The following is a 22,619-nucleotide window of genomic DNA, read 5'->3' on the forward strand; positions in this document are numbered from 1 at the left end:
GCGCGGCGGCGCGCATATCGCGCGTATGAAGAGCCAACAATTAAGCCGTTCCAGCGCAGGCTGGAACGGCTTTTTAATCGTCACGGGTAAGCAACGGCGCCTGAGTCGGGCGCGCGCCGCGCAACCGGCCTCAATGAATCTGCGACGTCTGCGTGCGCTTGTAACGAATGTTCTCGACGATGTGCTGCGCGCTGCCGGTCGGAATCTTGTTTGCGCACATATAGTCCTGATACAACGCGGCCTGGTACGCATTCAGCGCGCCGTTTTCTATCCGCGAAAACGGGTTTGCGACCGTCGTGTCCCAGCCGTCGTGATCGGCGTTCAGGCCCGCATACTGACGCCATTCATACGTGTCGCAACGGATGCCCTCGTAATTGACGTTGCGCGCACCGCCCGGGCTCGTGACGACCACCGTGTAACGCACCACGCCGTCGTCGCCGACGCTGACGGACTTCGGGTCGATCGCAAATTGCAGCGGCGTATTGCCGGAGACTTCGAACGGCAGCAGGTTCGCGTCGGAGGGCAGCTGCGGCAACGTGTCGACCTTGTTTTCAACCCAGTTGCTCTTGCGATCCAGCAGATAGGTGAACTCGCTGTCGTCTTTGTTGGTCGGTTTGCCGGCGCTCGAACAGCCTGCCAGCAGGGCGCCGGTGGCGACGCACGCCACGGCGAATGCAAGTGCTTTCAATCTGATTCCCTCGAGAGACAGACGCGGCTCGAAAGCCGCGCCAGAGAGAGGCGGCGCGAGCCGCCGCCTGGAATGGTTAATCGCGCACGCATCGTCGTACTAACGGGGCGACGGCCTCGTCGGCTTCGGCCGTTTCGCGCTCATCCTCCGATCTCATGTTGGCATCCGGTGAGCCGGGACCGCAATCCGGCGCGACCAGCACGTGCGTCGACGTTTCGACGCTGACCGAAGTTACGGTCGTGACGGTGGTGACCACCGTGCTTACCGTGGAATCCGGCGGGCTTTGCATCGACGACGCTATCCGGGGATAACGCGACCCATGATGCCCGCCAGGTTTTTCCGCACGCGGCGCAGGCCGGCGCATGAAACGGGACAGCTCCGTTAGCGCCAACTGATACACATCCCGCTTGAACTCGATCACACAGTCGAGCGGCACCCAATACTCGTTCCAACGCCACGCATCGAACTCAGGGTGGTCGGTGGCGCGCAAACAAATGTCGCAGTCGCGTCCTACCATCCGGAGCAAAAACCAGATTTGTTTCTGGCCGCGGTAATGACCGCGTACTTCGCGCTTGATGAACTTGTCAGGCACCTCATAACGCAACCAGTCGCGCGTGCGACCGATCACCTTGACGTGCTCAGGAAGCAGCCCGGTCTCTTCGTGTAACTCCCGATACATCGCTTGCACGGGGGTCTCACCATATTTGATGCCCCCTTGCGGAAACTGCCAGGAATGTTCACGGAGTCGTTTGCCCCAAAACACCTCGTTGTGCGCGTTCAAGAGGATGATGCCGACGTTCGGGCGAAAGCCTTCACGATCCAGCATACAACCACCTTCGAATCCTTTAAAATTGCTTTGATTATAAACAGATAACGGACCCTACGCACCGAATCGCATAAGAATGGAGCGATTCGCCGCAATAGGCCCGGGTTTGCGGTAGCCTGTCGGTTTTCCGTGCCTATCCCTTGTGAGAGAGGCTTTGCGCGGCGGTTTCGGCGCCGCACGGGGGCAGGGCGCCGCCAGTCGGGCGAACCCTGCCGGCTTCGCCGCGGATCTGTGTCGATTTCCCTCATTTTCCCCTTTTCTGGCGGTCCTACCGGAAGCCGCCGCTTTTGGACACCTTGAATGAAAGCTTCCCGTTTCTTTATCGGCACTCTCAAAGAAGCGCCCGCCGACGCCGAAATCATCAGCCACAAGCTCATGGTGCGCGCGGGCATGATCCGTCGCGTCGCGGGCGGTATCTATAACTACCTGCCGGTCGGCCTGCGTTCGATCCGCAAGGTGGTGGAAGCGATCGTGCGTGACGAAATGAACCGGGCGGGCGCCATCGAGCTGTTGATGCCGGCCGTGCAGCCGGCCGAACTGTGGCAGGAATCGGGGCGCTGGGAGAAGTACGGTCCCGAGCTGCTGCGCTTCAAGGACCGCAAGCAGGCCGATTTCGTGATGGGCCCGACGCACGAGGAAGTGGTCACCGACATCGCGCGCAATCAGATCAAGAGCTATCGCCAACTGCCGGTCAACTTCTATCAGATCCAGACGAAGTTCCGCGACGAGATCCGTCCGCGTTTCGGCGTGATGCGCGGCCGCGAGTTCATCATGAAAGACGCGTACTCGTTCGACAAGGACGCGCAGGGTCTGCGCGAGTCGTATCGCAAGATGTACGACGCGTACGTGCGCATCTTCACGCGCCTCGGTCTGGACTTCCGCGCGGTGGCGGCCGACAACGGCTCGATCGGCGGCAGCGGCTCGCATGAGTTCCATGTGATCGCCGACACCGGCGAAGACGACATCGCGTATTGCCCGACCTCCGATTTCGCCGCGAACGTCGAGGCGGCCGAAGCGCTACCGCTGATCGCAGAGCGCGCGGCGCCGGCAGAAGAGATGAAGAAGACCGGTACGCCCGGCAAGGCGAAGTGCGAGGCGGTTGCCGAACTGCTGAACATTCCGCTCGAACGCACGATCAAGTCGGTCGTGCTCGCCACCGAGAACGAAGGCGCCGAGCCGACGATCTGGCTGCTGATGCTGCGTGGCGATCATGATCTGAACGAGATCAAGGCGGCCAAGCTTCCGGGCCTCGGTAATTTCCGCATGGCGACGGAAGCCGAGATCGTCGAGACGTTCGGCACACCGCCGGGCTATCTCGGTCCGATCAACACGAAGAAGCCGGTCAAGGTGATTGCGGACCGCACGGTCGCGAACATGAGCGACTTCGTGGTCGGCTCGAACGACGTCGACTATCACACCACCGGCGTGAACTGGGGCCGCGACCTGCCGGAGCCGGTCGTCGCCGACATCCGCAATGTGAAGAAGGGCGATCCGTCGCCGGACGGCAGGGGCGTGCTCGACATCTGCCGCGGCATCGAAGTGGGCCACGTGTTCCAGCTCGGCATCAAGTATTCCGAAGCGATGAACGCGGCCTGTCTCGACGAAACCGGAAAGCCTCGGCCGATGGAAATGGGCTGCTACGGCATCGGCGTCACGCGGATTCTCGGCGCCGCGATCGAACAGAATTTCGACGACAAGGGCATCATCTGGCCGGAGTCGATTGCGCCGTTCGAAGTCGTGCTGTGCCCGATGGGCTATGACCGCAGCGACGCGGTGCGTGAGCAGGCCGACAAGCTGTACGCGGAACTCGTCGCGGCCGGTATCGACGTGATCCTCGACGATCGCGGCGAGCGGCCGGGCGTGATGTTCGCCGACTGGGAACTGATCGGCGTGCCGCATCGACTGGTGATCGGCGACCGTGGTCTGAAGGACGGCAAGATCGAGTATCAGGGCCGTCGCGAGGCCGAAGCGACGCTGCTGCCGGTCGCGGACGCCGCGCACACCGTGATCGGCAAAGTGCGCGCGGCGCTGGCGAACTAAGCGGAGCGGGCGGTGGAGTACAACTTCCTGTCAGCGACGGTGCTGCTGATCCTGATCACCGATCCGCTCGGCAACATCCCGATCTTCGTCAGCTGTCTGCGCGATGTGTCGCCGGAGCGTCGCACGGTCGTGATCCTGCGCGAGGTCGCGATCGCGTTTGCGATCCTGCTGGTGTTCATGATGCTCGGGCAGAGCTTTCTGCGCATGATGAGCCTCAGCGACCAGTCGTTGCGGATCGGCGGCGGCATCGTGCTGTTTCTGATTGCGCTGCGCATGGTGTTTCCGCATCCGGACGGTCCGTTCGGCGGCGACGCGCGCGGCGGCGAGCCGCTGATCGTGCCGCTCGCGATTCCTGCGCTAGCGGGTCCGTCGGCGTTGGCGACGGTCATGCTGCTGACCTCGCAGGCGCCGGGCAAGACGTTCGAGTGGGTCGGCGCGCTGACCGTCACGATGATCATCTGTGCGATCGTGCTGATGCTCGCCGAGCGCATTCAGGCGTGGCTCGGTGAACGTGTGATGGCGGCGTTCGAGCGGCTGATGGGGCTCGTGCTCGTCGCGATTTCAGTCGAGATGATGCTCGGTGGAATCCGCTCTTTCGTGCACAAGCTGTGAAACGCGAGCCGGTGCGCGCATTGCCACCGTCGCAGCCATAAAAAAGCAGCCAGGCAGGCTGCTTTTTTTTCGCCGGTGGGGCGGATGCCCCGCTCACGCTCCCTCGGTCAACGCCCGAATGGTCGGCAGGTTGCGCCAGTAGCCCTTCGCATCCATCCCGCAGCCGAACACGTACCGGTCCGGCACTTCGAAGCCGCAGTAATCGGGGCGCAGCGGTTTCGCCTTCGGAATGATCTTCTCGCACAGCACCGCGGACAGGAAGCGCTTCGCGCCCATCGCGAGGATGCGGTCGCGGATTGCGGCCATCGTCTCGCCTTCGTCGAGGATGTCGTCGAGCACGAGCACCACGCGATCCTTGACCGACTCCGCCGGCGCGACGCGCCATTGCATCTCGTTGCTGCCCTTCGTCGTATTGCGGTAGCGCGTCAGGTGGATGTAGTCGAACTCGAGCGGGAAATCGAGGTACGGCAGCAGCATGCCGGTGAATACCGCGGCGCCGCCCATCACCGACAGCACGAGCGGGAAGTCCTCGCTCATCTCGTCGCGGATGGCAGCCGCCATGCGGGCGATCGACGCAGTGACGTCCGAGGCCGAAACTATCTCTTCGGAGTGTTGAAAAATATGGAGGGCTTCTTCGCGGTTCATGACGTCTGACGGACGGTAACTGTATACATAGTGTGAGTGGCAACGTCCCGAGGGACGTTCCCGCGAGGGACGGCGCAATGCGCTACAGAATAAACCCGCACGATGCCGAAGTCAGCCGCGCCGCATTCGGCGCGAGCGCGCGCCGGTCCCATCAAGCTTAGCGCATGCCGGGCATCACGCCCTTCATGCCGCGCATCATCTTCTGCAGGTTGCCGCCCTTGAGCTTCTTCATCATCGTGCGCATCTGTTCGTACTGGTTCAGCATGCGGTTGACTTCCTGCACCTGCACGCCCGCACCCGCGGCGATGCGGCGCTTGCGGGTCGCCTTGATCAGTTCGGGCTTGGCGCGCTCGGCCGGCGTCATCGAGTTGATGATGCCTTCCATGCGGCGCATCTGCTTCTCGGCCTGACTCATGTCGGCGCCGGCCGCGGCTTGCTGGAACTGCGCGGGCAGCTTGTCCATCAGCGACGACAGGCCGCCCATGCCCTTCATTTGCGTGAGCTGGGCGCGGAAATCGTTGAGGTCGAAGTCGCCGCCTTTCTTGACCTTGTCGGCGAGCTTCTGCGCGGCCTGCACGTCGACGCCGCGCTGCGCTTCCTCCACCAGCGCGAGAATGTCGCCCATGCCGAGAATCCGGCTCGCCATGCGGTCCGGGTGGAACACTTCGAGGCCGTCGAGTTTTTCGGCGACACCCACGAACTTGACCGGCTTGCCCGTCACGTGACGCACCGAGAGCGCCGCGCCACCGCGCGAATCACCGTCGAGCTTGGTGAGCACGACGCCGGTGAGCGGCAGCGCGTCGCTGAACGCCTTCGCGGTGTTGACCGCGTCCTGGCCGAGCATCGCGTCGACGACGAACAGCGTTTCCGCCGGCTTCAGCTCGGCGTGCAGCGCGGTGATTTCGTTCATCATCGCCTCGTCGATACCGAGACGGCCGGCCGTGTCGACGAGCAGCACGTCGTGATAATGGCGCTTGGCCCAGTCGAGCGCGGCGCGGGCAATGTCGACCGGCTTCTGGTTCAGCTCCGACGGGAAGAAGTCCGCGCCGACCTGCTCGGTCACCGTTTTCAGCTGCGCGATGGCGGCGGGACGATAGACGTCGCACGAAACGGTCAGCACCTTCTTCTTGTACTTCTCGCGCAGCAGCTTGGCGAGCTTGCCGACCGTGGTCGTTTTGCCGGCGCCCTGCAGACCCGCCATCAGGATGATCGCGGGCGGCGCGACGGCGAGATTGAGCTCGGAGGCCTTGCCTTCGTAATCGCCGCCGATCACCGCGGTCAGTTCGCGCTGCACGACGCCGACGAGGGCCTGACCCGGCGACAGGCTGGAGATCACTTCTTCGCCGAGCGCCTTCTCCTTGACCTTCGCGATGAACTCGCGCACGACGGGCAGCGCCACGTCGGCCTCGAGCAGTGCGAGACGCACCTCGCGCAGCATTTCCTGGGTGTTCGCCTCGGTGAGCCGGGCTTCGCCGCGCAGCGTCTTGACGACGCGCGCCATCCGTTGAGTCAGATTGTCGAGCATGGGGAGCGATGAACGGTGGGGCCCGCGCAGCGCGCGAAGCGCAAGACGTCGCGGAGTAGGGCCCTAGTGTAAACTTCGAATATGGATATTGTACTCTATGCCCTCACCGCGCTTCTCTATGGCGGTCTTGCCGTGGCCGGCTGGCGCTCGCACCGGCACGCGGCCGTGCGGCCGCTGCTCGAGAGCGTGCCGCCGCTGCCCGGTCATGCCGCCAACGCGGGCGCTCTGGTGGCCTCCGGCATGAGCGCGCCCGGGCGCGCGCTGCTGTTCGTCGCGCTGCTCGCTCACGGCGTGCTGCTCCATACCACGATCTTCCCGCAGAACGCGATGGTGTTCGGCTTCGCGTTCGCGCTGTCGGCGATGTTCTGGCTCGGCGCCGGCATCTACTGGATTGAGAGTTTCTTTTTCCCGCTCGACGGACTGCGCCTGCTGGTGTTGCCACTCGCGTGCGTCGCGTCGCTGCTGCCGCTCGCGTTCGGCGGCGTGCGCGTGCTGCCGTATGCGGCCGCGCCGATGTTCAAGCTGCACTTCCTGATTGCGAATATCGCGTACGGTCTGTTCGCGATCGCGGCGCTGCACGCGGTGCTGATGCTGGCGGTCGAGCGGCGTCTGCATTCGATGCGCGGTGGTCTCGCGCAAAGGCACGCGGCGGCGGACAATGGCTGGTGGTCGAGTTGGCTCGACGCGCTGCCGCCGCTGCTCACGCTCGAGAAGCTGCTGTTCCGTCTGATCGGCGCCGGCTTCGTGCTGCTCACGCTGACGCTGCTGTCGGGCATCCTGTTCAGCGAGCAGCTGGTCGACCGCGCGTTGCGGCTCGATCACAAGACCGTGTTCGCGATTCTTTCGTGGGTGATGTTCGGCGCGCTGCTGACCGCGCGCAAGGTGTCCGGCTGGCGCGGCCGTGCGGCATTGCGCTGGGTGCTGGCCTCGTTCGTCGCGCTGTTGCTCGCGTACGTCGGCAGCCGTTTTGTTTTCGAGGTGCTGTTGCACCGGCCCGTGGTGTGAGTGTCCCCATGCGACAAATCTTTTTGCTGATTCTGCTGTTCATCGTCGGTCAATGGCTCGTGAAGGCGCTGCGCCGCCACGACGCGCAATCCGCGCAACGCACCGGTGCCGGCGGCGCCAACGCTGCCGGCACCGCGAATGGCGGCGCGCGTTCTTCGAATGGGCAACAGCCGCAGCTTGCCGAGCCGATGATCCGCTGCGTCGAGTGCGGCGTGCACGCACCGAAGAGCGACTCGGTCAGCGTCGCGGGGCAGGCGTTCTGCTGCGCCGCGCACGCGCAGCGCCACGGCGCGCGTCCGAGCGGCCGCGACGCCCGATGAGCGGCGCGTACACCGTCGATGCCGACGGTTGGGTTCCTGCCGCACGCAAGCTTGCCTCGCCAAACTTCGAAGCGCGGCCGCAAGGCGCGCTGCCGACGCTGATCGTCGTTCACAACATCAGCCTGCCGCCGAACCAGTTCGGCGGCACCGCGATTGCCGAGCTGTTCCAGAACGCGCTCGACTGCAACACTCACCCGTACTACGACACGCATCTGCGCGGCGTGCGCGTGTCCGCGCATTTCGTGATTCATCGCGATGGCGCACTCGAGCAGTTCGTGTCGTGCAACGAGCGCGCGTGGCACGCGGGGCCGTCGAATTTTTTCGGCCGCGAGCGCTGCAATGATTTCTCGATCGGCATCGAGCTCGAAGGCAGCGACACCACCGCCTTCGAAGCGACGCAATACCGCACGCTCGCCGCGCTCGTCAGAGCACTGACGGCACGCTATCCGATCGACGCGCTTGCCGGCCACTCCGACATCGCACCCGGTCGCAAGACCGATCCCGGTCCGTATTTCGAGTGGCCGCGACTGCAGCGCGACACGTTGCTCGACGGCCGGTATTTCCCCTATCTCAAGTTTTCCGAAACGCGGTAACCCCTTCGCACGATCTTGCGTGATCCACGGAGAACGAGGCGCAGCCTGCTTCTCCGGGGAGCTTCTGCGCGCCGCGTGAAGCAAAAGTCAAGACTGCGAGCGCAAATAAAACCTTTTGACCTGTCTCGAAACTCCACTATACTTGGTGCCGACAACTGAGTTTCGCACTATATCTTGTGTTGTGCTGTGAATAACCATGTGCATAACCGAGTGAATAAGAGTGGATAAGTCTGCGGCGTCCCGCTCCCCGAGCATGGCACCGCAAGCATTCCGGACAGCGAAAAAAATTCCTGGGGCGCAGCCGGTAGGGGATCTCCGGCCGCATCCAGAAGCATTCAGGAAAGGACCAGCCAGTGATCGCGACCGACCCGATGAAGACCGTCATCAAATCGAACCAGGCTTCCTCGCAGATGCATCCCACCAACCGGCGTCGCCGGCCTTCCTGCACCTCATCGCACGCGCACGCGGCGGCGCGGCGTTCGATTTAATCCGCGGCACTCGCCGCAATATTTCCAAGACCAGGAGCTTTGCACATGCAAACCACCGACAACGTGACGACCCGTTACGAGGGCTCACCGACTGGCCAGACCTTCGGCCAGACCCAAGGCGCGCAGGCGCTCGCGCCGCAAGCGAATTACGCCGACTACAAGGTGATCCGCCGCAACGGCAGCGTGGTGTCGTTCGAGCCGTCGAAAATCGCGATCGCCGTGACGAAGGCGTTCCTCGCCGTCAACGGTGGTCAGGGCGCGGCGTCGGCACGGGTGCGCGAACTGGTCGAGCAACTCACGCTGAACGTGGTGCGCGCGCTGGTGCGCAGCCGTCCGAACGGCGGCACGTTCCATATCGAAGACATTCAGGATCAGGTCGAACTCGCGCTGATGCGCGGCGGCGAACACAACGTCGCGCGTGCTTACGTGCTGTATCGCGAGAAGCGCAACCAGGTGCGCGCGCATGACGCCCATGAAGGTCAGACAGCGGAAAGCGCCAGCACCCCGGACCTGAACGTGACCGACAACGGCATCACGCGTCCGCTGGACATGGCTGCGCTGCGCGGCATCATCGAGTCCGCGTGCGCGAACCTCGGCGACGCCGTAAGCGCCGAGCCGATCGTCGCGGAAACGGTGAAGAACCTGTACGACGGCGTGCCGATGAGCCAGGTGTACGACTCGGCGATCCTCGCTGCCCGCACGATGATCGAAAAGGACCCGGCCTACAGCCAGGTCACCGCGCGCATCCTGCTGCATACGATCCGCCGCGAGATTCTCGAAGAGGAAGTCACGCAAGCCGAGATGGGCGAGCGCTACGCCGAGTACTTCCCGCAGTTCATCAAGCGCGGCGTGCAAGCCGAGCTGCTCGACGACAAGCTGCTGCAGTTCGACCTGAAGCGCCTCGGGGCCGCGCTCGATGCGAACCGCGACCTGCAGTTCGGCTACCTCGGTCTGCAGACGCTGTACGACCGCTACTTCCTGCATCACGACAACGTGCGTATCGAAATGCCTCAGGCATTCTTTATGCGTGTCGCGATGGGTCTGTCGCTGAACGAGATCGACCGCGAAGCGCGCGCGATCGAGTTCTACAACGTGCTGTCGAGCTTCGACTTCATGAGTTCGACGCCGACGCTGTTCAACTCCGGCACGCGCCGCTCGCAGCTGTCGTCTTGCTACCTGACCACGGTCGACGACGACCTCGACGGCATCTACGAAGCGCTGAAGGAAAACGCGCTGCTGTCGAAGTTCGCCGGCGGCCTCGGCAACGACTGGACCCGTGTGCGCGCGCTCGGCTCGCACATCAAGGGCACCAACGGCAAGTCGCAGGGCGTGGTGCCGTTCCTGAAGGTCGTCAACGACACGGCGGTCGCCGTGAACCAGGGCGGCAAGCGCAAGGGCGCGGTGTGCGCGTACCTCGAATCGTGGCACCTCGACATCGAGGAATTCCTCGAGCTGCGCAAGAACACCGGCGACGACCGTCGTCGCACGCACGACATGAACACCGCGAACTGGATTCCCGATCTGTTCATGAAGCGCGTGATGGAAGGCGGCGACTGGACGCTGTTCTCGCCGTCCACCTGCCCGGACCTGCACGACAAGTTCGGCGCCGAGTTCGAAACGGCTTACACGGCTTACGAAGACAAGGTCGCGCGCGGCGAGATCAAGCTGTTCAAGAAGATCCCGGCGGCGCAGCTGTGGCGCAAGATGCTGGGCATGCTGTTCGAAACCGGCCATCCGTGGATCACGTTCAAGGATCCGTGCAACGTGCGCTCGCCGCAGCAGCACGTCGGCGTCGTCCACTCGTCGAACCTGTGCACGGAAATCACGCTGAACACGAGCGACGCCGAAATCGCCGTCTGCAACCTCGGCTCGGTGAACCTCGTCGCGCACCTGAAGGAGCAGGCCGACGGCACGCTCGCGCTCGACCACGACAAGCTGAAGCGCACGGTCAGCGTAGCGATGCGCATGCTCGACAACGTGATCGACATCAACTACTACGCGGTCGCCAAGGCGCGTAACTCGAACCTGAAGCACCGTCCGGTCGGCCTCGGCATCATGGGCTTCCAGGACTGCCTGCACGTGCTGCGCACGCCGTACGCGTCGCAGGAAGCGGTCGAGTTCGCCGATCGCTCGATGGAAGCGGTTTGCTACTACGCGTACTACGCGTCGACCGAGCTCGCCGAAGAGCGCGGCCGCTACGCGAGCTACCGCGGTTCGCTGTGGGATCGCGGCATCCTCCCGCAGGATTCGGTGGCGCTGCTCGCCGAGGCGCGCGGCGGTTATGTCGAGGTCGATTCGAGCGAGTCGATGGACTGGCCCGCGCTGCGCTCGCGTATCTCGACCTACGGCATGCGCAACTCGAACTGCGTGGCGATCGCGCCGACCGCGACGATCTCGAACATCATCGGCGTGTCGGCGTGCATCGAGCCGACCTATCAGAACCTGTACGTGAAGTCGAACCTGTCGGGCGAGTTCACGGTGGTCAACGACTACCTGGTGCGCGACCTGAAGGCGCGCGGCCTGTGGGACGAAGTGATGGTCGCCGACCTGAAGTACTTCGACGGCACGCTGTCGCGCATCGACCGCATCCCGGCCGACCTGCGCGCGATCTACGCGACCGCGTTCGAAGTCGATCCGGTGTGGCTCGTCGAGTCGGCTTCGCGTCGTCAGAAGTGGATCGACCAGGCGCAGTCGCTGAACATCTACATGGCGGGCGCATCGGGCAAGAAGCTCGACGAGATCTACAAGCTCGCATGGCTGCGCGGACTGAAGACCACCTACTACCTGCGCACGATGGCGGCGACGCACGTCGAGAAGTCGACGGTCGCGCACGGCGCGCTGAACGCGGTGAGCTCGGGTCATGACGGCTCGGGTGGCGCAGGCGGCGCGGCAGGCGGCTTCGGCGTGGGCGGCGGCGCGGCGGGTGGTGTGGGCGGCGGCTTGCAGGCTGCTGCAGCGCTCGCAGCGACTGCCGCGGTCGCGGTCGACGCGGCACCCGAAGCGGATGGTCCGGTCTGCATGATGCGTCCGGGCGATCCTGGCTTCGACGAGTGCGAGGCTTGCCAGTAAAGATTGGCAAGCAGCGGGAGCGATGCTTGCTAACTGCACGCGAGGGTCGTAGGTGGTGATCCGCAGGCGGTGAGCGACGCGCCCCGTCGATGAAGTAGAAAGCAGGTCGACGAGCGGTGAGCAGTATCGAAGTCTCACCGCTCGTCGATGCAGTGAAGCAACCCAGCCGTTGGCAACACCAGACGATCGCACGACATGGCATCGCACCTCGACCGCCAACGCTGACGCAACACGCTCGACACGGCTCACCGCCGACTCTCGCGATGCGCGGCTCGTGCGGCATCGATCAGTCGATCAGTCCATCGATCAGTCGGCGGATGCCGTGAACGCACTGCGCAATACATATAGATAGAGCAACGAAACGTCGTGTCGAAACGTTGCTCTTCGAGTTCGCGAAGGACCTCGGCAACACATGTTGAACTCGCGTTCATCACGCGTCACTGGATGGGTCACACGCAGCATGTCGAACAAAGTGTTGTATGAACGTAGCAACGCGAATCGAAAACAGGAATTTTCGCGAGTGAACTCTTTTATCGCTCGTGAAAAGATGGTACAAACCGTTCTAAATTGATGGTGACATTTATGCTCAACTGGGATGACGAGATCACTGCCGTAACTCCCTCGAGCGCGACGCAACCGAACGTGTTGCGCAACGCTGCGGGGTCGGCTGTGGATTCGCAAATCGGAACGCGTTCCGCGCCGCATGCTCCCTCCGCTCAAGAAGTCTTCGCGAACGACGTCGCTGTCGCTCCCGTTGCTCATATTGGCAACGCGGTTGCCAACGCGGCGGCCGCTTCCGAAGCGCGCGTCAATGTCGCCGACAAGCGCATCATCAACGGCCAGACTGACGTCAATCAGTTGGTGCCGTTCAAGTACAAGTGGGCTTGGGAAAAGTATCTGGCGGGTTGCGCCAACCACTGGATGCCGCAGGAAGTGAACATGTCGCGCGACATCGCCCTGTGGAAAGACCCGAACGGGCTGACCGAAGACGAGCGCCGCGTCGTCAAGCGCAACCTGGGTTTCTTCGTGACGGCAGATTCCCTCGCCGCCAACAACATCGTGCTGGGCACCTACCGCCACATCACGGCGCCCGAATGCCGCCAGTTCCTGCTGCGCCAGGCGTTCGAAGAGGCGATCCACACGCACGCTTACCAGTACATCGTCGAGTCGCTCGGTCTGGACGAGGGCGAAATCTTCAACGCGTATCACGAGGTTCCATCGATCCGCGCGAAAGACGAATTCCTGATTCCGTACATCCACGTGCTGACCGACCCGGCCTTCAAGACCGGTACGCTCGAAGCAGACCAGACGCTGCTGCGCTCGCTGATCGTGTTCGCCTGTGTGATGGAAGGCCTGTTCTTCTACGTCGGCTTTACGCAAATCCTGGCGCTCGGCCGCCAGAACAAGATGACCGGCGCGGCGGAGCAGTACCAGTACATCCTGCGTGACGAGTCGATGCACTGCAACTTCGGCATCGACCTGATCAACCAGATCAAACTCGAAAACCCGCACCTGTGGACGGCCGAATTCCGCGCCGAAATTCGCGCGATCTTCCAGCAGGCGGTCGAGCTCGAATACCGCTACGCCGAAGATACGATGCCGCGCGGCGTGCTCGGCCTCAACGCGTCGATGTTCAAGAGCTATCTGCGCTTCATTTGCAACCGCCGTTGCCAGCAGATCGGTCTCGATCCGCTCTACCCGAACGAGGAAAACCCGTTCCCGTGGATGAGCGAGATGATCGACCTGAAGAAGGAACGCAATTTCTTCGAGACGCGAGTGATCGAATATCAGACTGGCGGTGCGCTTTCCTGGGAGTAAGCCGGGATTCGTATCGCGGATGTATTCATTGATGGGGATGCCGCCGCCTGTGGCCGCGGCGCCCCGGGTTAGGAGCAGAACGGCCTGATGCAAAGCGTGCCCGGTGCCTTGACGGCCCACCAACATGACAGGCACTTTGCGGACCCTTCAGTGGGATGGGCAAACTTCCCCCCGGAAAAAGCCGCTGGCGTCGCTGCCGGCGGCCCGATCAAGCAATTGCCGGCGTCGCCTTGCGACGCCGACCAGATTTGGCGCGCGGTGCCTTCGGGCACGGCGCGCCTTACCGCATTCATTAGCGTAAGCGCGCCGCACCTGCGTACGCCGATGAATAGCCCGCTTCGTAGCGCGCGCCCTGAGAAGCGTCCGCGGGAAGCGGGTTTTGACGAAGGGTGTAGTTTGAACTGACCTCATCTGAAAACCTGAAGGAGAAAATGATGGCAACTGCAAAGAAGGCCGCGGCCAAGAAGCCCGCAGCAAAGAAGACCGCAGCAAAGAAGGCTGCTCCCGCTAAGAAGGCTGCTCCGGCCAAGAAGGTCGCCGCGAAGAAGGTCGCAGTGAAGAAGGTCGCCGCGAAGAAGGTTGCAGCGAAGAAGGTCGCGGCGAAGAAGGCAGCACCGGCGAAGAAAGCCGCAGTGAAGAAGGTCGCGGCGAAGAAGGTTGCAGCCAAGAAGGTCGCGGCGAAGAAGGCAGCACCGGCGAAGAAAGCCGCGGTGAAGAAGGTCGCAGCGAAGAAGGTCGCAGCGAAGAAGGCAGCACCGGCGAAGAAGGCCGCAGCGAAGAAGGCAGCACCGGCGAAGAAGGTCGCGGCGAAGAAGGCCGCTGCCAAGAAGGCGGCGCCTGCCAAAAAGGCTGCAGCCAAGAAAGCTGCACCTGGCAAGAAGGCTGCCGCGAAGAAGGCCGCTGCGCCTGCGAAGAAGGCTGCCCCTGCGAAGAAGGCTGTCGCCAAGAAGGCCGCGCCTGCTCCCGCTGCGCCTGCTGTCTCGAGCGCACCGGCGGCGACGGTGAAGACCGCGCTGAACCCGGCAGCGGCATGGCCGTTCCCGACGGGCAGCCGTCCGTAAGCAGTAGCAGTAAGTCGACACATCGTACGATGTGTCGGATGACCGGGTCGTGCTCGATTTCTTGTGGGCGCCACCCGGTCAATGACCCGTTACCGGCGTGCTGGTGGCGGGTTTTTTTTGCCCGTCGTCCCGAAAAGAAAAAACACGCATGGACCCGTGAGGACCCATGCGTGTGAAGTCGTCGTCGCGGCGCTGAACTACGCGCCGCCGCGCGGGAGGTGCGCTTAGTGTGTGACGCGCGTGACGCCGCCGCTCGACAGCAGCCTCACGCGATCGCCGGCGCGGAAGATTTCGCCGGTAGCAGTTTGGGTGACGGCGCGCATGTCGCCGTTGTCGAGGCGCACGGTGATTTCGATACCGTCGCGCATGGCGACGCGGTTTTCGATTGCATTGCCGGCGACCGCACCGCCGATGCCGCCGACGATACCCGTCGCGACCGAGCCACGTCCGCCGCCGATCGTGCTGCCGGCGAGCGCGCCGAGCGCCGCGCCGCCGAGTGCGCCGATGCCGATCGGCTGACCGTCGTTCGTGCTGATCCGCACCGCGCGCACGCTCTCCACCGTGGCCATGCGAACCGTCTGTTCACGCTGCGCCTGCGAGGCGGTGAAAACGTCGGGAGAGCTGCTGTTGACCGCACACCCCGACATGGCCAGCGAACCGGCGATCAAGGTGACGACGATCAGGCGACTCGATGTTCTCATTCCCAAACTCCCATAGCACGCGATATCAGTGCAGGTCGTATCCGAAGGCCTGCTTGAACCGCTCGTTGATTTCCGCCCGACTGGGCGCGTAGTTTTGCGGGCCTTGATGCTCGATCTTCAGTGCGCCCATCAGGCTGGCGAGACGGCCGGTCGTGGCCCACCCGAGACCCTTCTCGATACCGTAGAGCAAGCCACCGCGAAACGCGTCGCCGCAGCCGGTGGGATCGAGCACCTGCCTGGCCGTTACCGCCGGAATCTCTTCGATACCGCCGCCGTGATGGATCTGCGCACCCTTCTCGCCGAGCGTGATGATCAGCGCGTCGACCTTGCCGGCGATCTGTTCGATCGACCAGCCGGTCTTGTTGCTCACCAGCGCGGCTTCGTAATCGTTGACCGCTACATAAGTAGCAAGTTCAATGATGCGCCGCAGCGTCTCGCCGTCGAATAGCGGCAAGCCCTGGCCCGGATCGAAGATGAACGGCACGCCTGCGGCGGCAAGCTGTTCGGAGTGCTGGACCATGCCGTCATAGCCGTCCGGCGCGACGATGCCGAGCGTCAGGCCCGCTACTTCGTCGGCGCGGTTCTGATGCGACTGCATCATCGCGCCCGGATGGAAAGCGGTGATCTGGTTGTTCTCGAGGTCGGTCGTGATCATCGCCTGCGCCGAGTAGGTGTCGGGCACGACGAGCACGTTTTCCGTCGACAGGCCGAGCTGCGCGAGCCGGTCCAGATAGAGCTGTGCGTCGACGGCGCCGATCGCGCCCATGATGCGTGCGTCGCCGCCGAGCAGATTCAGCGCATAGGCGATGTTGCCCGCGCAGCCGCCGAACTCGCGACGCATGGTCGGCACGAGAAAGCTTACGTTCAGGATGTGGACCTGCTCCGGCAGGATGTGCTCCCGAAAGCGGCCTTCGAAGGTCATGATGTTGTCGTACGCGAGCGAGCCGCAGATGAGCGTAGCCAAGGCGAGCGTTCCTGTATGAAAGCGGTGGGAAGAGACGCGCCGCGCCGACAGCGCCGCGCGCGAGGCGCGGCGCTGTCGGCGCGCGCGAGAGGGCTTACTTCAGCGCGGCGAGCGCTGCGTCGTAGTTCGGCTCGTTCTTGATCTCGCCGACCAGCTCGGCGTGCACGACCTTGTCGTTTTCGTCGAGCACGACGACCGCGCGCGCGGTCAGGCCGGTCAGCGGACCGCTCGTCACGTCGACGCCGTACGCTTGCGCGAACTCATGGCCGCGGAACGTCGACGCGGTCACCACGTTCTCGATGCCCTCGGTCGTGCAGAAGCGCGACGCCGCGAACGGCAGGTCGCCCGACACGACGATCACGGCCGTGTTGCTGAGCTTCGCGGCGGCTTCGTTGAACTTGCGCGTCGACGTCGCGCAGGTCGGCGTGTCGAGACTCGGGACGATGTTGAGCACCTTGCGCTTGCCTGCGAAGTCGGCGAGCGTCAGCGGCTTCAGGTCTCGGCCGATCAGCGAGAATGCGGCGGCCTGCTGGCCGACCGACGGGAACGTGCCGCTTACTTCGATCGGGTTGCCACCCAGCGTGACTTGACTCATGTGTTGTGCTCCGAAAAGGGCGTCAGTGATGACAATGATGCGCCCGCTCGGGAGCGGGCGCGCGAGGGTGCGTTACGGATAAAAAATCTGTACGCGAAAATTGGAGGCAATCGCGCTGCCGGTGTCGAGGTGCACGATCATCGTCTGCGTCGCGTGCGCGGGCAGGCCGGACGCGATCACGGTGCCGGGCGGCACGTAATCCTGCGGCCACAGCACGCGCCGCACGGCGACGTTGTTCTGATCGTCGAGCAGCGTGAGTTCGATCGCGGGGTAGGCGAGCGCGATGTTCAGGCGGTTGTGCAGCGGCATCTTCAACTCGAGCTTGTGCGGGCCGTCGATCTGCCGCAGATCGGAGGGCTCGACCAGCAGGCCTTCGATGTCGTGCGGCGGCGTCAACTGACAGCCGAGATGCGCGCAGGCCTGCGCGTACAGGATCTGCGAGCGCGGCAGGTTGACCATCACGGTCTCGCGTTGCCACCACGCGAGTTGCGCGAGCAGCGCAATGACGAGCAGCGCGGCGAGCACCACACCGGCGACGATCCAGCCGACGCGTCTGGCGTCCACCGGGCGGGTTTCGCGCACGACCGGGAACGGATCGTCGCCATCGCTGACGGGCGGATTGACCGAGAATGGCTCGCCGCTCGATGGGGCGAGCGACGGACCGCCCGGCGGGCGCGGGCCGCCGGGACCGCCGGCGCCCGAAGCACCTGCGGCAGCCATGCCTGCGGCGGCGCCGAAGCCGCCCACGCCCCCACCGACCGGGCCGAAGTGCGGCTCGTTGTCGGGCATGCCATGCAGACTTGCCGGTTCGCGCAGCGCCGGTTCATCGAGCGTGGACGGCTCGGGGCGTTCGATCTTGTGCCAGACGCGCGGCGCTTCGTCTTCGACTCGCGGTGGGGAAGCAGGCGCGGTGGGCGGGACGACAGGCGGTTCATCGACCGCGTTGTCGGCGGGATAGGCGAAGGGTTCGAGCGGCGCGTCGGCCAGCGTCGGCTCATCGTCCGCGGGCAGCGGTGCCGTGAAAGCGCCGGCGCGCAATTCCGGTTCGGTCGCCTGGCGAGGAGTGCCCGATGTGACGGGTGCGTGCTCGTTGCCGCCAAGCGGCAGCGGCGCGAGCGGCACGCTGCTCGCGTGGTCGCGCAAACGGGCATCGAGCGTGCTGCGGGAAATGCTGGTGGAGTCTTGTTCCGAAGCCGGCGCCCACGGGTCCCACGCGTCGCCGCTGAAGTCCGGCTTGGGTTGCCGCACACCCGACAGCGCTTCGATGGCCGCCGCGGCCGCAACCGGTTTGGCCGTGGAAAAATCGCCGCCTTCGGAGACGTCGAACAGACTGCTCGACGCGTCGAAGACTTCCTGGCAATGCCCGCACCGCACGAGGCCGCGGCGCTGCGCAAGCTGCGCCGGTTGCAGAAGGAAGACAGTTTCGCAGAAGGGGCAACGCGTTGCCAGGTGCATATCGAGCCGTTGAGCCTGAGGCCGTTAGGTTGACAATACGCCTTATTCTAATTGCTTTCGCGGCGCGTTCCGGCGAGGCACACCCAACCTTCATGTTCGCGCCACACGCTGATATCGATCCAGCGCGCGTAGACCTGCGCGACCTCCTCGGCCTGGCGGGCGAGAATGCCCGACAGCGCGATGTGGCCGCCCGGCTTCACCTTCGACAACAGCATCGATGCCATCAGCTTGAGCGGATTCGACAGGATGTTCGCGACCACGACGTCGAATTCGCCGGCCGGACAGGCGTCGGGCAGGCCATAGGTGACTTCGGCGTGATTGCGTTCGCTATTGTGACGCGCCGATTCGACCGCCTGCGGATCGATATCGATGCCGATCACCGGAGCGGCGCCGCACTTCTTCGCGAGAATCGCGAGGATGCCCGAGCCGCAGCCGTAGTCGAGCACGGACTGGCCGGGCTTGATCGACTGCTCGATCCACTCCATGCACAGACGCGTGGTGGGGTGGCTGCCGGTGCCGAACGCGAGACCCGGATCGAGTTCGAGCACGAGCGCGTCGGGGTCCGGCGCATCGTGCCACGACGGCACGACCCAGATGCGCTCGCCGATCTGGATCGGATCGAACTGCGACTGCGTGAGCCGCACCCAGTCCTGCTCCTCGACCTCGCGCACGGTATATGCCGGCGCGGCATCGAGTCCGATCTCGTTGGCCGCGGCGGTTAGCAGCACGGCCGGATCGTGTTCCGGCGCGAGCAGCGCGATCACACGCGAATGCTGCCATGCCGTGCGATCCGGCGTGAGGCCGGGCTCGCCGAACAGCGGCTGCTCGTCGGGCGTGTCGGCGTCGGCGTCTTCGACCGACACCGACAACGCGCCCAGCTCGAGCAGCGCGTCGGACAACTCCTCCGCGTGCTCGCGCGCCAGTTCGGCAACCAGTTCCCGATAGCTCATGACTTACGCTTCTTCCGCGACCTGCTGACGCGCGGCCAGCCGGTTTTCGAGGTAGTGGATGCTGGTGCCGCCTTCGACGAACTTCGCGTCGAGCATCAGCTCACGGTGCAGCGGGATGTTGGTCTGAATACCTTCGACCACCATTTCCGACAGCGCGATGCGCATCCGCATGATCGCCTGTTCGCGCGTGGCGCCGTAAGCGATCAGCTTGCCGATCATCGAATCGTAGTTCGGCGGCACGAAATAACCATTGTAGGCGTGCGAATCGACGCGGATGCCGGGACCGCCCGGCATATGCCACGAGGTCAGGCGTCCCGGTGACGGCGTGAACTTGAACGGATCTTCGGCGTTGATCCGGCATTCGATCGCATGACCGCGGAACTGGATGTCGCGCTGACGGAACGTGAGCTTCTCGCCGGCCGCGATGCGGATCTGTTCCTGCACGATGTCGACACCGGTGATCAGTTCGGTCACCGGATGCTCGACCTGTACGCGCGTGTTCATCTCGATGAAGTAGAACTCGCCGTTTTCATACAGGAACTCGAAGGTGCCCGCGCCGAGATAGCCCATCTTCTTGCACGCGTCCGCGCAACGATCGCCGATACGGTCGATCAGGCGACGCGCGATGCCCGGCGCCGGCGCTTCCTCGATCACCTTCTGGTGACGGCGTTGCATCGAGCAGTCGCGCTCGCCGAGCCACACGGCGTTCTTGAACGAGTCGGCCAGCACCTGGATTTCGATGTGCCGCGGGTTCTCGAGGAATTTCTCCATGTAGACCTGCGGGTTGCCGAACGCGCGGCCGGCTTCCTCGCGGGTCATGATGACCGCGTTGACGAGCGCCGCTTCCGTGTGGACCACGCGCATGCCGCGGCCGCCGCCGCCGCCGGCCGCCTTGATGATGACCGGATAGCCGATCTGGCGGGCGATCTTCACGATCTCCTTCGGATCGTCCGGCAGCGCGCCTTCCGAACCCGGCACGCAAGGCACGCCGGTCTTGATCATGGTCTGCTTGGCCGTGACCTTGTCGCCCATCATGCGGATCGTTTCCGGACGCGGGCCGATGAAGGTAAAGCCGGACTGCTCGACGCGCTCGGCGAAGTCGGCGTTCTCCGACAGGAAGCCGTAGCCGGGGTGGATCGCTTCGGCGTCGGTGACTTCGGCCGCGCTGATCAGCGCGGGCATGTTCAGATAGCTCAGATTCGACGGTGCCGGGCCGATGCAGACCGCCTCGTCGGCGAGCTTCACGTACTTGGCTTCCTTGTCGGCTTCCGAATAGACGACGACCGTCTTGACGCCGAGCTCGCGGCAGGCGCGCTGGATACGAAGCGCGATCTCGCCACGATTGGCAATGAGGATTTTTTCAAACATAGCGGGTTTTCGACTCATCAATGGGCGCCGGGTCGGTCACGACGCCGGCTGCCGCAGAGGATCGGTCGCGCGCCTCGGGACGAGCGGCGCGCGGGCGGCAAATAGTGCGTGCCGCGTTAGCCGACCACGAACAGCGGTTGGCCGTATTCGACCGCCTGGCCGTTTTCGACGAGGATTTCCTTGACCACGCCGGACTTGTCCGACTCGATCTCGTTGAGCAGCTTCATCGCTTCGATGATGCAGATGGTCTGGCCTTCCTTGACCGTGTCACCGACCTGCACGAACGGATCGGCGCCCGGCGACGGCGCGCGGTAGAACGTGCCGACCATCGGCGAGGTGACGACGTGACCCTGCGGTGCGGCGGCGGCCGGCGTGGCCGGAGCGCCCGCGGGGGCTGCCGGTGCTTCGACAGCGCCGAACGGTGCCGGTTGTGCGAATTGCGGTACGGCGTATGAGGCGGACGGTTGGACGTAAACCGGCGGCGCATTCTTGACGATGCGGACCTTGCCTTCGCCCTCGGTCACTTCGAGTTCGGAAATACCGGACTCCGAGACGAGGTCGATCAGAGTTTTGAGTTTACGTAGATCCATCAGGGTGCCCCTTTTCAATGCGTAGTGTGCCGGCGTGTGCAAGTCGCAGTAGCCGGCTCAAATTGGACGTGTTTGGATTCAGCCGCGCGACGACCCGGCCGCGAGCCGGTCGAGCGCGAATTCGAGCGCGTACAGATACCCCTTCCAGCCGAGGCCGCAAATGACGCCCTCAGCCTGGTCGGAGAAATACGAGTGATGCCGGAACGGTTCGCGGCGATGCACGTTCGACAGATGAATCTCGACGAACGGGATGCCGACCCCCGCCAGTGCGTCGCGACTGGCCACGCTCGTGTGTGTGTACGCGGCGGGATTGATCAGGATGAAATCGGTTTGCTCGGTGCGGGCCGCCTGAATACGGTCGACCAGTGCGCCTTCGTGATTGCTCTGAAATGACGCGAGTTCGACGCCTGCGTCGGCTGCGCGGTCCGCCAGCGCCTGATCGATCTGCGGCAGGGTCACGCGACCGTAGACCTCGGGTTCCCGGCTGCCGAGAAGATTGAGGTTGGGTCCGTGCAGTACCAGCAGTCGCGTCATGGTCGCTTCTTTTTCCGTGGAATTGCGCGCACTTTAGCGCTGATTAGAGAAACTTGTCTAGTTTCGCGCGCGTACGCGGCGACGGCCGGCGCGGGCCGCGGCGCAGCCTTGGATCCAACTTCACTCAAATTCGGGAATTATCCGTGTATTTTTGCTCGTTCTGCACGGAATCGCATGCCAAAAAGCGCAGCGTGGGAAATCGGGAAATTTACAGCGCGTCGAGCGTCTGACGCAGCGCCGTCGGGTCGATCTGGCCCAATTTTGTCGAGCGGATGTTGCCTTTTGCGTCGATCACGACGGTAAACGGCAAACCGCCCGCATTGTTGCCGAACGCGCGCGCGAGGTCGGCGCCCCCGAAGCCGGTCACGTAGACGGGGTACGCGACCTTGACTTTCTGCAGGAAGGTCTGGATGTTCTTTTCCGAGTCGACGCCGAGGCCGACGAACTGGATGCCTTTCTTCGCGTACTCGCGCTGGATCTGCGACAGCGCCGGCATTTCCTCGACGCACGGAGCGCACCACGACGCCCAGAAGTTGACGACGATCGGGTGGCCCTTGAGCAGGCTCAGCGACTGCGGTTTGCCGTCGACGTTCGTGACCGGGGCGGTCCACAGTTGCTGCACGGGACTCGCAGAGGTGGCAGGCTGCGCCCCGGCCTGCGCCGCGTACGCGACGTCGGAACCGCGATTGAGCCAGTGATTGGCCAGTACGCCGCCGCCCGCGGCAATCAGCGCGACGACCGCGCCCGCCAGCATACGTCTCGTGTTCATCGT

At 64.1% G+C, this 22,619-nt stretch carries 22 protein-coding genes; 9 read left to right on the forward strand and 13 right to left on the reverse strand.

The window, feature by feature from the left end:
- Positions 1-130 precede the first annotated feature (130 nt).
- Together OKW30_RS20865 and OKW30_RS20870 are read right to left on the reverse strand one after the other, a co-directional pair.
- On the reverse strand, positions 131-688 hold the full coding sequence (locus tag OKW30_RS20865) for a CNP1-like family protein (protein WP_429347477.1): 558 nt from the start codon (positions 686-688) through the stop codon (positions 131-133).
- A 76-nt stretch (positions 689-764) separates the two neighbouring features.
- Positions 765-1,514, reverse strand: a complete 750-nt coding sequence (locus OKW30_RS20870; RefSeq protein ID WP_187628239.1) for an RNA pyrophosphohydrolase — start codon at positions 1,512-1,514, stop codon at positions 765-767.
- A 300-nt stretch (positions 1,515-1,814) separates the two neighbouring features.
- On the opposite strand from OKW30_RS20870, the gene OKW30_RS20875 reads away from it, so the two are divergent.
- Together OKW30_RS20875 and OKW30_RS20880 are read left to right on the forward strand one after the other, a co-directional pair.
- A complete protein-coding gene (locus OKW30_RS20875) occupies positions 1,815-3,554 on the forward strand; it encodes a proline--tRNA ligase (protein ID WP_429347478.1) in 1,740 nt (579 codons plus the stop codon).
- A 12-nt stretch (positions 3,555-3,566) separates the two neighbouring features.
- Complete coding sequence (locus tag OKW30_RS20880) at positions 3,567-4,166, forward strand: MarC family protein (RefSeq protein WP_429347479.1); 600 nt, start codon at positions 3,567-3,569, stop codon at positions 4,164-4,166.
- Positions 4,167-4,259: 93 nt separating this feature from the next.
- Here OKW30_RS20880 and OKW30_RS20885 read toward each other — a convergent pair whose 3' ends face one another.
- Both OKW30_RS20885 and ffh read right to left on the reverse strand, forming a co-directional pair.
- Entirely contained in the window at positions 4,260-4,811 is a 552-nt protein-coding gene (locus OKW30_RS20885) for a hypoxanthine-guanine phosphoribosyltransferase (protein ID WP_429347480.1), read from the reverse strand.
- A 157-nt stretch (positions 4,812-4,968) separates the two neighbouring features.
- The gene (gene ffh, locus OKW30_RS20890; RefSeq protein ID WP_429347481.1) at positions 4,969-6,336 is read right to left on the reverse strand and encodes a signal recognition particle protein; all 1,368 of its coding nucleotides are present in this window, start codon (positions 6,334-6,336) and stop codon (positions 4,969-4,971) included.
- 81 nt (positions 6,337-6,417) lie between these two features.
- On the opposite strand from ffh, the gene OKW30_RS20895 reads away from it, so the two are divergent.
- The 7 genes from OKW30_RS20895 (at position 6,418) to OKW30_RS20925 (ending at position 14,690) form a co-directional block, all read left to right on the forward strand.
- A complete protein-coding gene (locus tag OKW30_RS20895; protein ID WP_184066863.1) occupies positions 6,418-7,341 on the forward strand; it encodes a cytochrome C assembly family protein in 924 nt (307 codons plus the stop codon).
- 8 nt (positions 7,342-7,349) lie between these two features.
- The gene (locus OKW30_RS20900) at positions 7,350-7,661 is read left to right on the forward strand and encodes a PP0621 family protein (protein WP_090801917.1); all 312 of its coding nucleotides are present in this window, start codon (positions 7,350-7,352) and stop codon (positions 7,659-7,661) included.
- Positions 7,658-8,254, forward strand: coding sequence for a 1,6-anhydro-N-acetylmuramyl-L-alanine amidase AmpD (gene ampD, locus OKW30_RS20905; protein ID WP_429347482.1), 597 nt, complete (start codon positions 7,658-7,660; stop codon positions 8,252-8,254). Before OKW30_RS20900 ends, ampD begins: the two co-directional genes overlap by 4 nt.
- A 533-nt stretch (positions 8,255-8,787) precedes the next feature.
- On the forward strand, positions 8,788-11,811 hold the full coding sequence (locus OKW30_RS20910; RefSeq protein WP_184066857.1) for a ribonucleoside-diphosphate reductase subunit alpha: 3,024 nt from the start codon (positions 8,788-8,790) through the stop codon (positions 11,809-11,811).
- Between the two features lie 582 nt (positions 11,812-12,393).
- Positions 12,394-13,629, forward strand: coding sequence for a ribonucleotide-diphosphate reductase subunit beta (locus tag OKW30_RS20915; RefSeq protein ID WP_090805471.1), 1,236 nt, complete (start codon positions 12,394-12,396; stop codon positions 13,627-13,629).
- Positions 13,630-13,716: 87 nt separating this feature from the next.
- Complete coding sequence (locus OKW30_RS20920; RefSeq protein WP_184066854.1) at positions 13,717-14,034, forward strand: hypothetical protein; 318 nt, start codon at positions 13,717-13,719, stop codon at positions 14,032-14,034.
- Between the two features lie 29 nt (positions 14,035-14,063).
- Complete coding sequence (locus OKW30_RS20925) at positions 14,064-14,690, forward strand: histone H1-like DNA-binding protein (RefSeq protein WP_429347483.1); 627 nt, start codon at positions 14,064-14,066, stop codon at positions 14,688-14,690.
- Between the two features lie 224 nt (positions 14,691-14,914).
- On the opposite strand, the gene OKW30_RS20930 is transcribed toward OKW30_RS20925, so the two are convergent.
- The 9 genes from OKW30_RS20930 to OKW30_RS20970 all read right to left on the reverse strand — a co-directional run bounded on the left by OKW30_RS20930 (position 14,915) and on the right by OKW30_RS20970 (position 22,616).
- Complete coding sequence (locus OKW30_RS20930) at positions 14,915-15,391, reverse strand: glycine zipper 2TM domain-containing protein (RefSeq protein ID WP_184006573.1); 477 nt, start codon at positions 15,389-15,391, stop codon at positions 14,915-14,917.
- Positions 15,392-15,416: 25 nt separating this feature from the next.
- Positions 15,417-16,355 (reverse strand): carbohydrate kinase family protein, encoded by a 939-nt coding sequence (locus tag OKW30_RS20935; protein ID WP_090801910.1) that lies wholly within the window; start codon positions 16,353-16,355, stop codon positions 15,417-15,419.
- A 94-nt stretch (positions 16,356-16,449) separates the two neighbouring features.
- The gene (tpx, locus tag OKW30_RS20940; protein WP_090801909.1) at positions 16,450-16,950 is read right to left on the reverse strand and encodes a thiol peroxidase; all 501 of its coding nucleotides are present in this window, start codon (positions 16,948-16,950) and stop codon (positions 16,450-16,452) included.
- Positions 16,951-17,022: 72 nt separating this feature from the next.
- On the reverse strand, positions 17,023-18,405 hold the full coding sequence (locus tag OKW30_RS20945; RefSeq protein WP_429347484.1) for a zinc-ribbon and DUF3426 domain-containing protein: 1,383 nt from the start codon (positions 18,403-18,405) through the stop codon (positions 17,023-17,025).
- A 47-nt stretch (positions 18,406-18,452) separates the two neighbouring features.
- Positions 18,453-19,355, reverse strand: coding sequence for a 50S ribosomal protein L11 methyltransferase (gene prmA, locus OKW30_RS20950; RefSeq protein ID WP_429347485.1), 903 nt, complete (start codon positions 19,353-19,355; stop codon positions 18,453-18,455).
- Positions 19,356-19,358: 3 nt separating this feature from the next.
- The gene (gene accC / locus OKW30_RS20955) at positions 19,359-20,723 is read right to left on the reverse strand and encodes an acetyl-CoA carboxylase biotin carboxylase subunit (RefSeq protein ID WP_184006568.1); all 1,365 of its coding nucleotides are present in this window, start codon (positions 20,721-20,723) and stop codon (positions 19,359-19,361) included.
- Positions 20,724-20,839: 116 nt separating this feature from the next.
- Entirely contained in the window at positions 20,840-21,313 is a 474-nt protein-coding gene (gene accB / locus OKW30_RS20960) for an acetyl-CoA carboxylase biotin carboxyl carrier protein (protein WP_090801903.1), read from the reverse strand.
- Positions 21,314-21,391: 78 nt separating this feature from the next.
- Positions 21,392-21,847, reverse strand: coding sequence for a type II 3-dehydroquinate dehydratase (gene aroQ, locus OKW30_RS20965; protein WP_429347486.1), 456 nt, complete (start codon positions 21,845-21,847; stop codon positions 21,392-21,394).
- A 208-nt stretch (positions 21,848-22,055) separates the two neighbouring features.
- Positions 22,056-22,616 (reverse strand): TlpA family protein disulfide reductase, encoded by a 561-nt coding sequence (locus tag OKW30_RS20970; protein ID WP_184022891.1) that lies wholly within the window; start codon positions 22,614-22,616, stop codon positions 22,056-22,058.
- Between the last annotated feature and the right edge of the window lie 3 nt (positions 22,617-22,619).

It is taken from the genome of Paraburkholderia sp. Clong3, assembly GCF_050436485.1.
GTDB classification, from domain to species: Bacteria; Pseudomonadota; Gammaproteobacteria; order Burkholderiales; family Burkholderiaceae; genus Paraburkholderia; species Paraburkholderia tuberum.

Excerpts from the sequence above, each read along its gene's own strand:
- OKW30_RS20920 (WP_184066854.1), top strand. The coding sequence starts at position 13,717 with ATGCAAAGCGTGCCCGGTGCCTTGACGGCCCACCAACATGACAGGCAC.
- OKW30_RS20915 (WP_090805471.1), top strand. The coding sequence starts at position 12,394 with ATGCTCAACTGGGATGACGAGATCACTGCCGTAACTCCCTCGAGCGCG.
- OKW30_RS20885 (WP_429347480.1), bottom strand. The coding sequence starts at position 4,811 with ATGAACCGCGAAGAAGCCCTCCATATTTTTCAACACTCCGAAGAGATA.
- OKW30_RS20930 (WP_184006573.1), bottom strand. The coding sequence starts at position 15,391 with ATGAGAACATCGAGTCGCCTGATCGTCGTCACCTTGATCGCCGGTTCG.
- tpx (WP_090801909.1), bottom strand. The coding sequence starts at position 16,950 with ATGAGTCAAGTCACGCTGGGTGGCAACCCGATCGAAGTAAGCGGCACG.
- OKW30_RS20925 (WP_429347483.1), top strand. The coding sequence starts at position 14,064 with ATGGCAACTGCAAAGAAGGCCGCGGCCAAGAAGCCCGCAGCAAAGAAG.
- OKW30_RS20945 (WP_429347484.1), bottom strand. The coding sequence starts at position 18,405 with ATGCACCTGGCAACGCGTTGCCCCTTCTGCGAAACTGTCTTCCTTCTG.
- OKW30_RS20895 (WP_184066863.1), top strand. The coding sequence starts at position 6,418 with ATGGATATTGTACTCTATGCCCTCACCGCGCTTCTCTATGGCGGTCTT.
- OKW30_RS20970 (WP_184022891.1), bottom strand. The coding sequence starts at position 22,616 with ATGAACACGAGACGTATGCTGGCGGGCGCGGTCGTCGCGCTGATTGCC.
- OKW30_RS20870 (WP_187628239.1), bottom strand. The coding sequence starts at position 1,514 with ATGCTGGATCGTGAAGGCTTTCGCCCGAACGTCGGCATCATCCTCTTG.
- ampD (WP_429347482.1), top strand. The coding sequence starts at position 7,658 with ATGAGCGGCGCGTACACCGTCGATGCCGACGGTTGGGTTCCTGCCGCA.
- accB (WP_090801903.1), bottom strand. The coding sequence starts at position 21,313 with ATGGATCTACGTAAACTCAAAACTCTGATCGACCTCGTCTCGGAGTCC.
- aroQ (WP_429347486.1), bottom strand. The coding sequence starts at position 21,847 with ATGACGCGACTGCTGGTACTGCACGGACCCAACCTCAATCTTCTCGGC.
- ffh (WP_429347481.1), bottom strand. The coding sequence starts at position 6,336 with ATGCTCGACAATCTGACTCAACGGATGGCGCGCGTCGTCAAGACGCTG.
- prmA (WP_429347485.1), bottom strand. The coding sequence starts at position 19,355 with ATGAGCTATCGGGAACTGGTTGCCGAACTGGCGCGCGAGCACGCGGAG.
- OKW30_RS20910 (WP_184066857.1), top strand. The coding sequence starts at position 8,788 with ATGCAAACCACCGACAACGTGACGACCCGTTACGAGGGCTCACCGACT.
- OKW30_RS20875 (WP_429347478.1), top strand. The coding sequence starts at position 1,815 with ATGAAAGCTTCCCGTTTCTTTATCGGCACTCTCAAAGAAGCGCCCGCC.
- accC (WP_184006568.1), bottom strand. The coding sequence starts at position 20,723 with ATGTTTGAAAAAATCCTCATTGCCAATCGTGGCGAGATCGCGCTTCGT.
- OKW30_RS20900 (WP_090801917.1), top strand. The coding sequence starts at position 7,350 with ATGCGACAAATCTTTTTGCTGATTCTGCTGTTCATCGTCGGTCAATGG.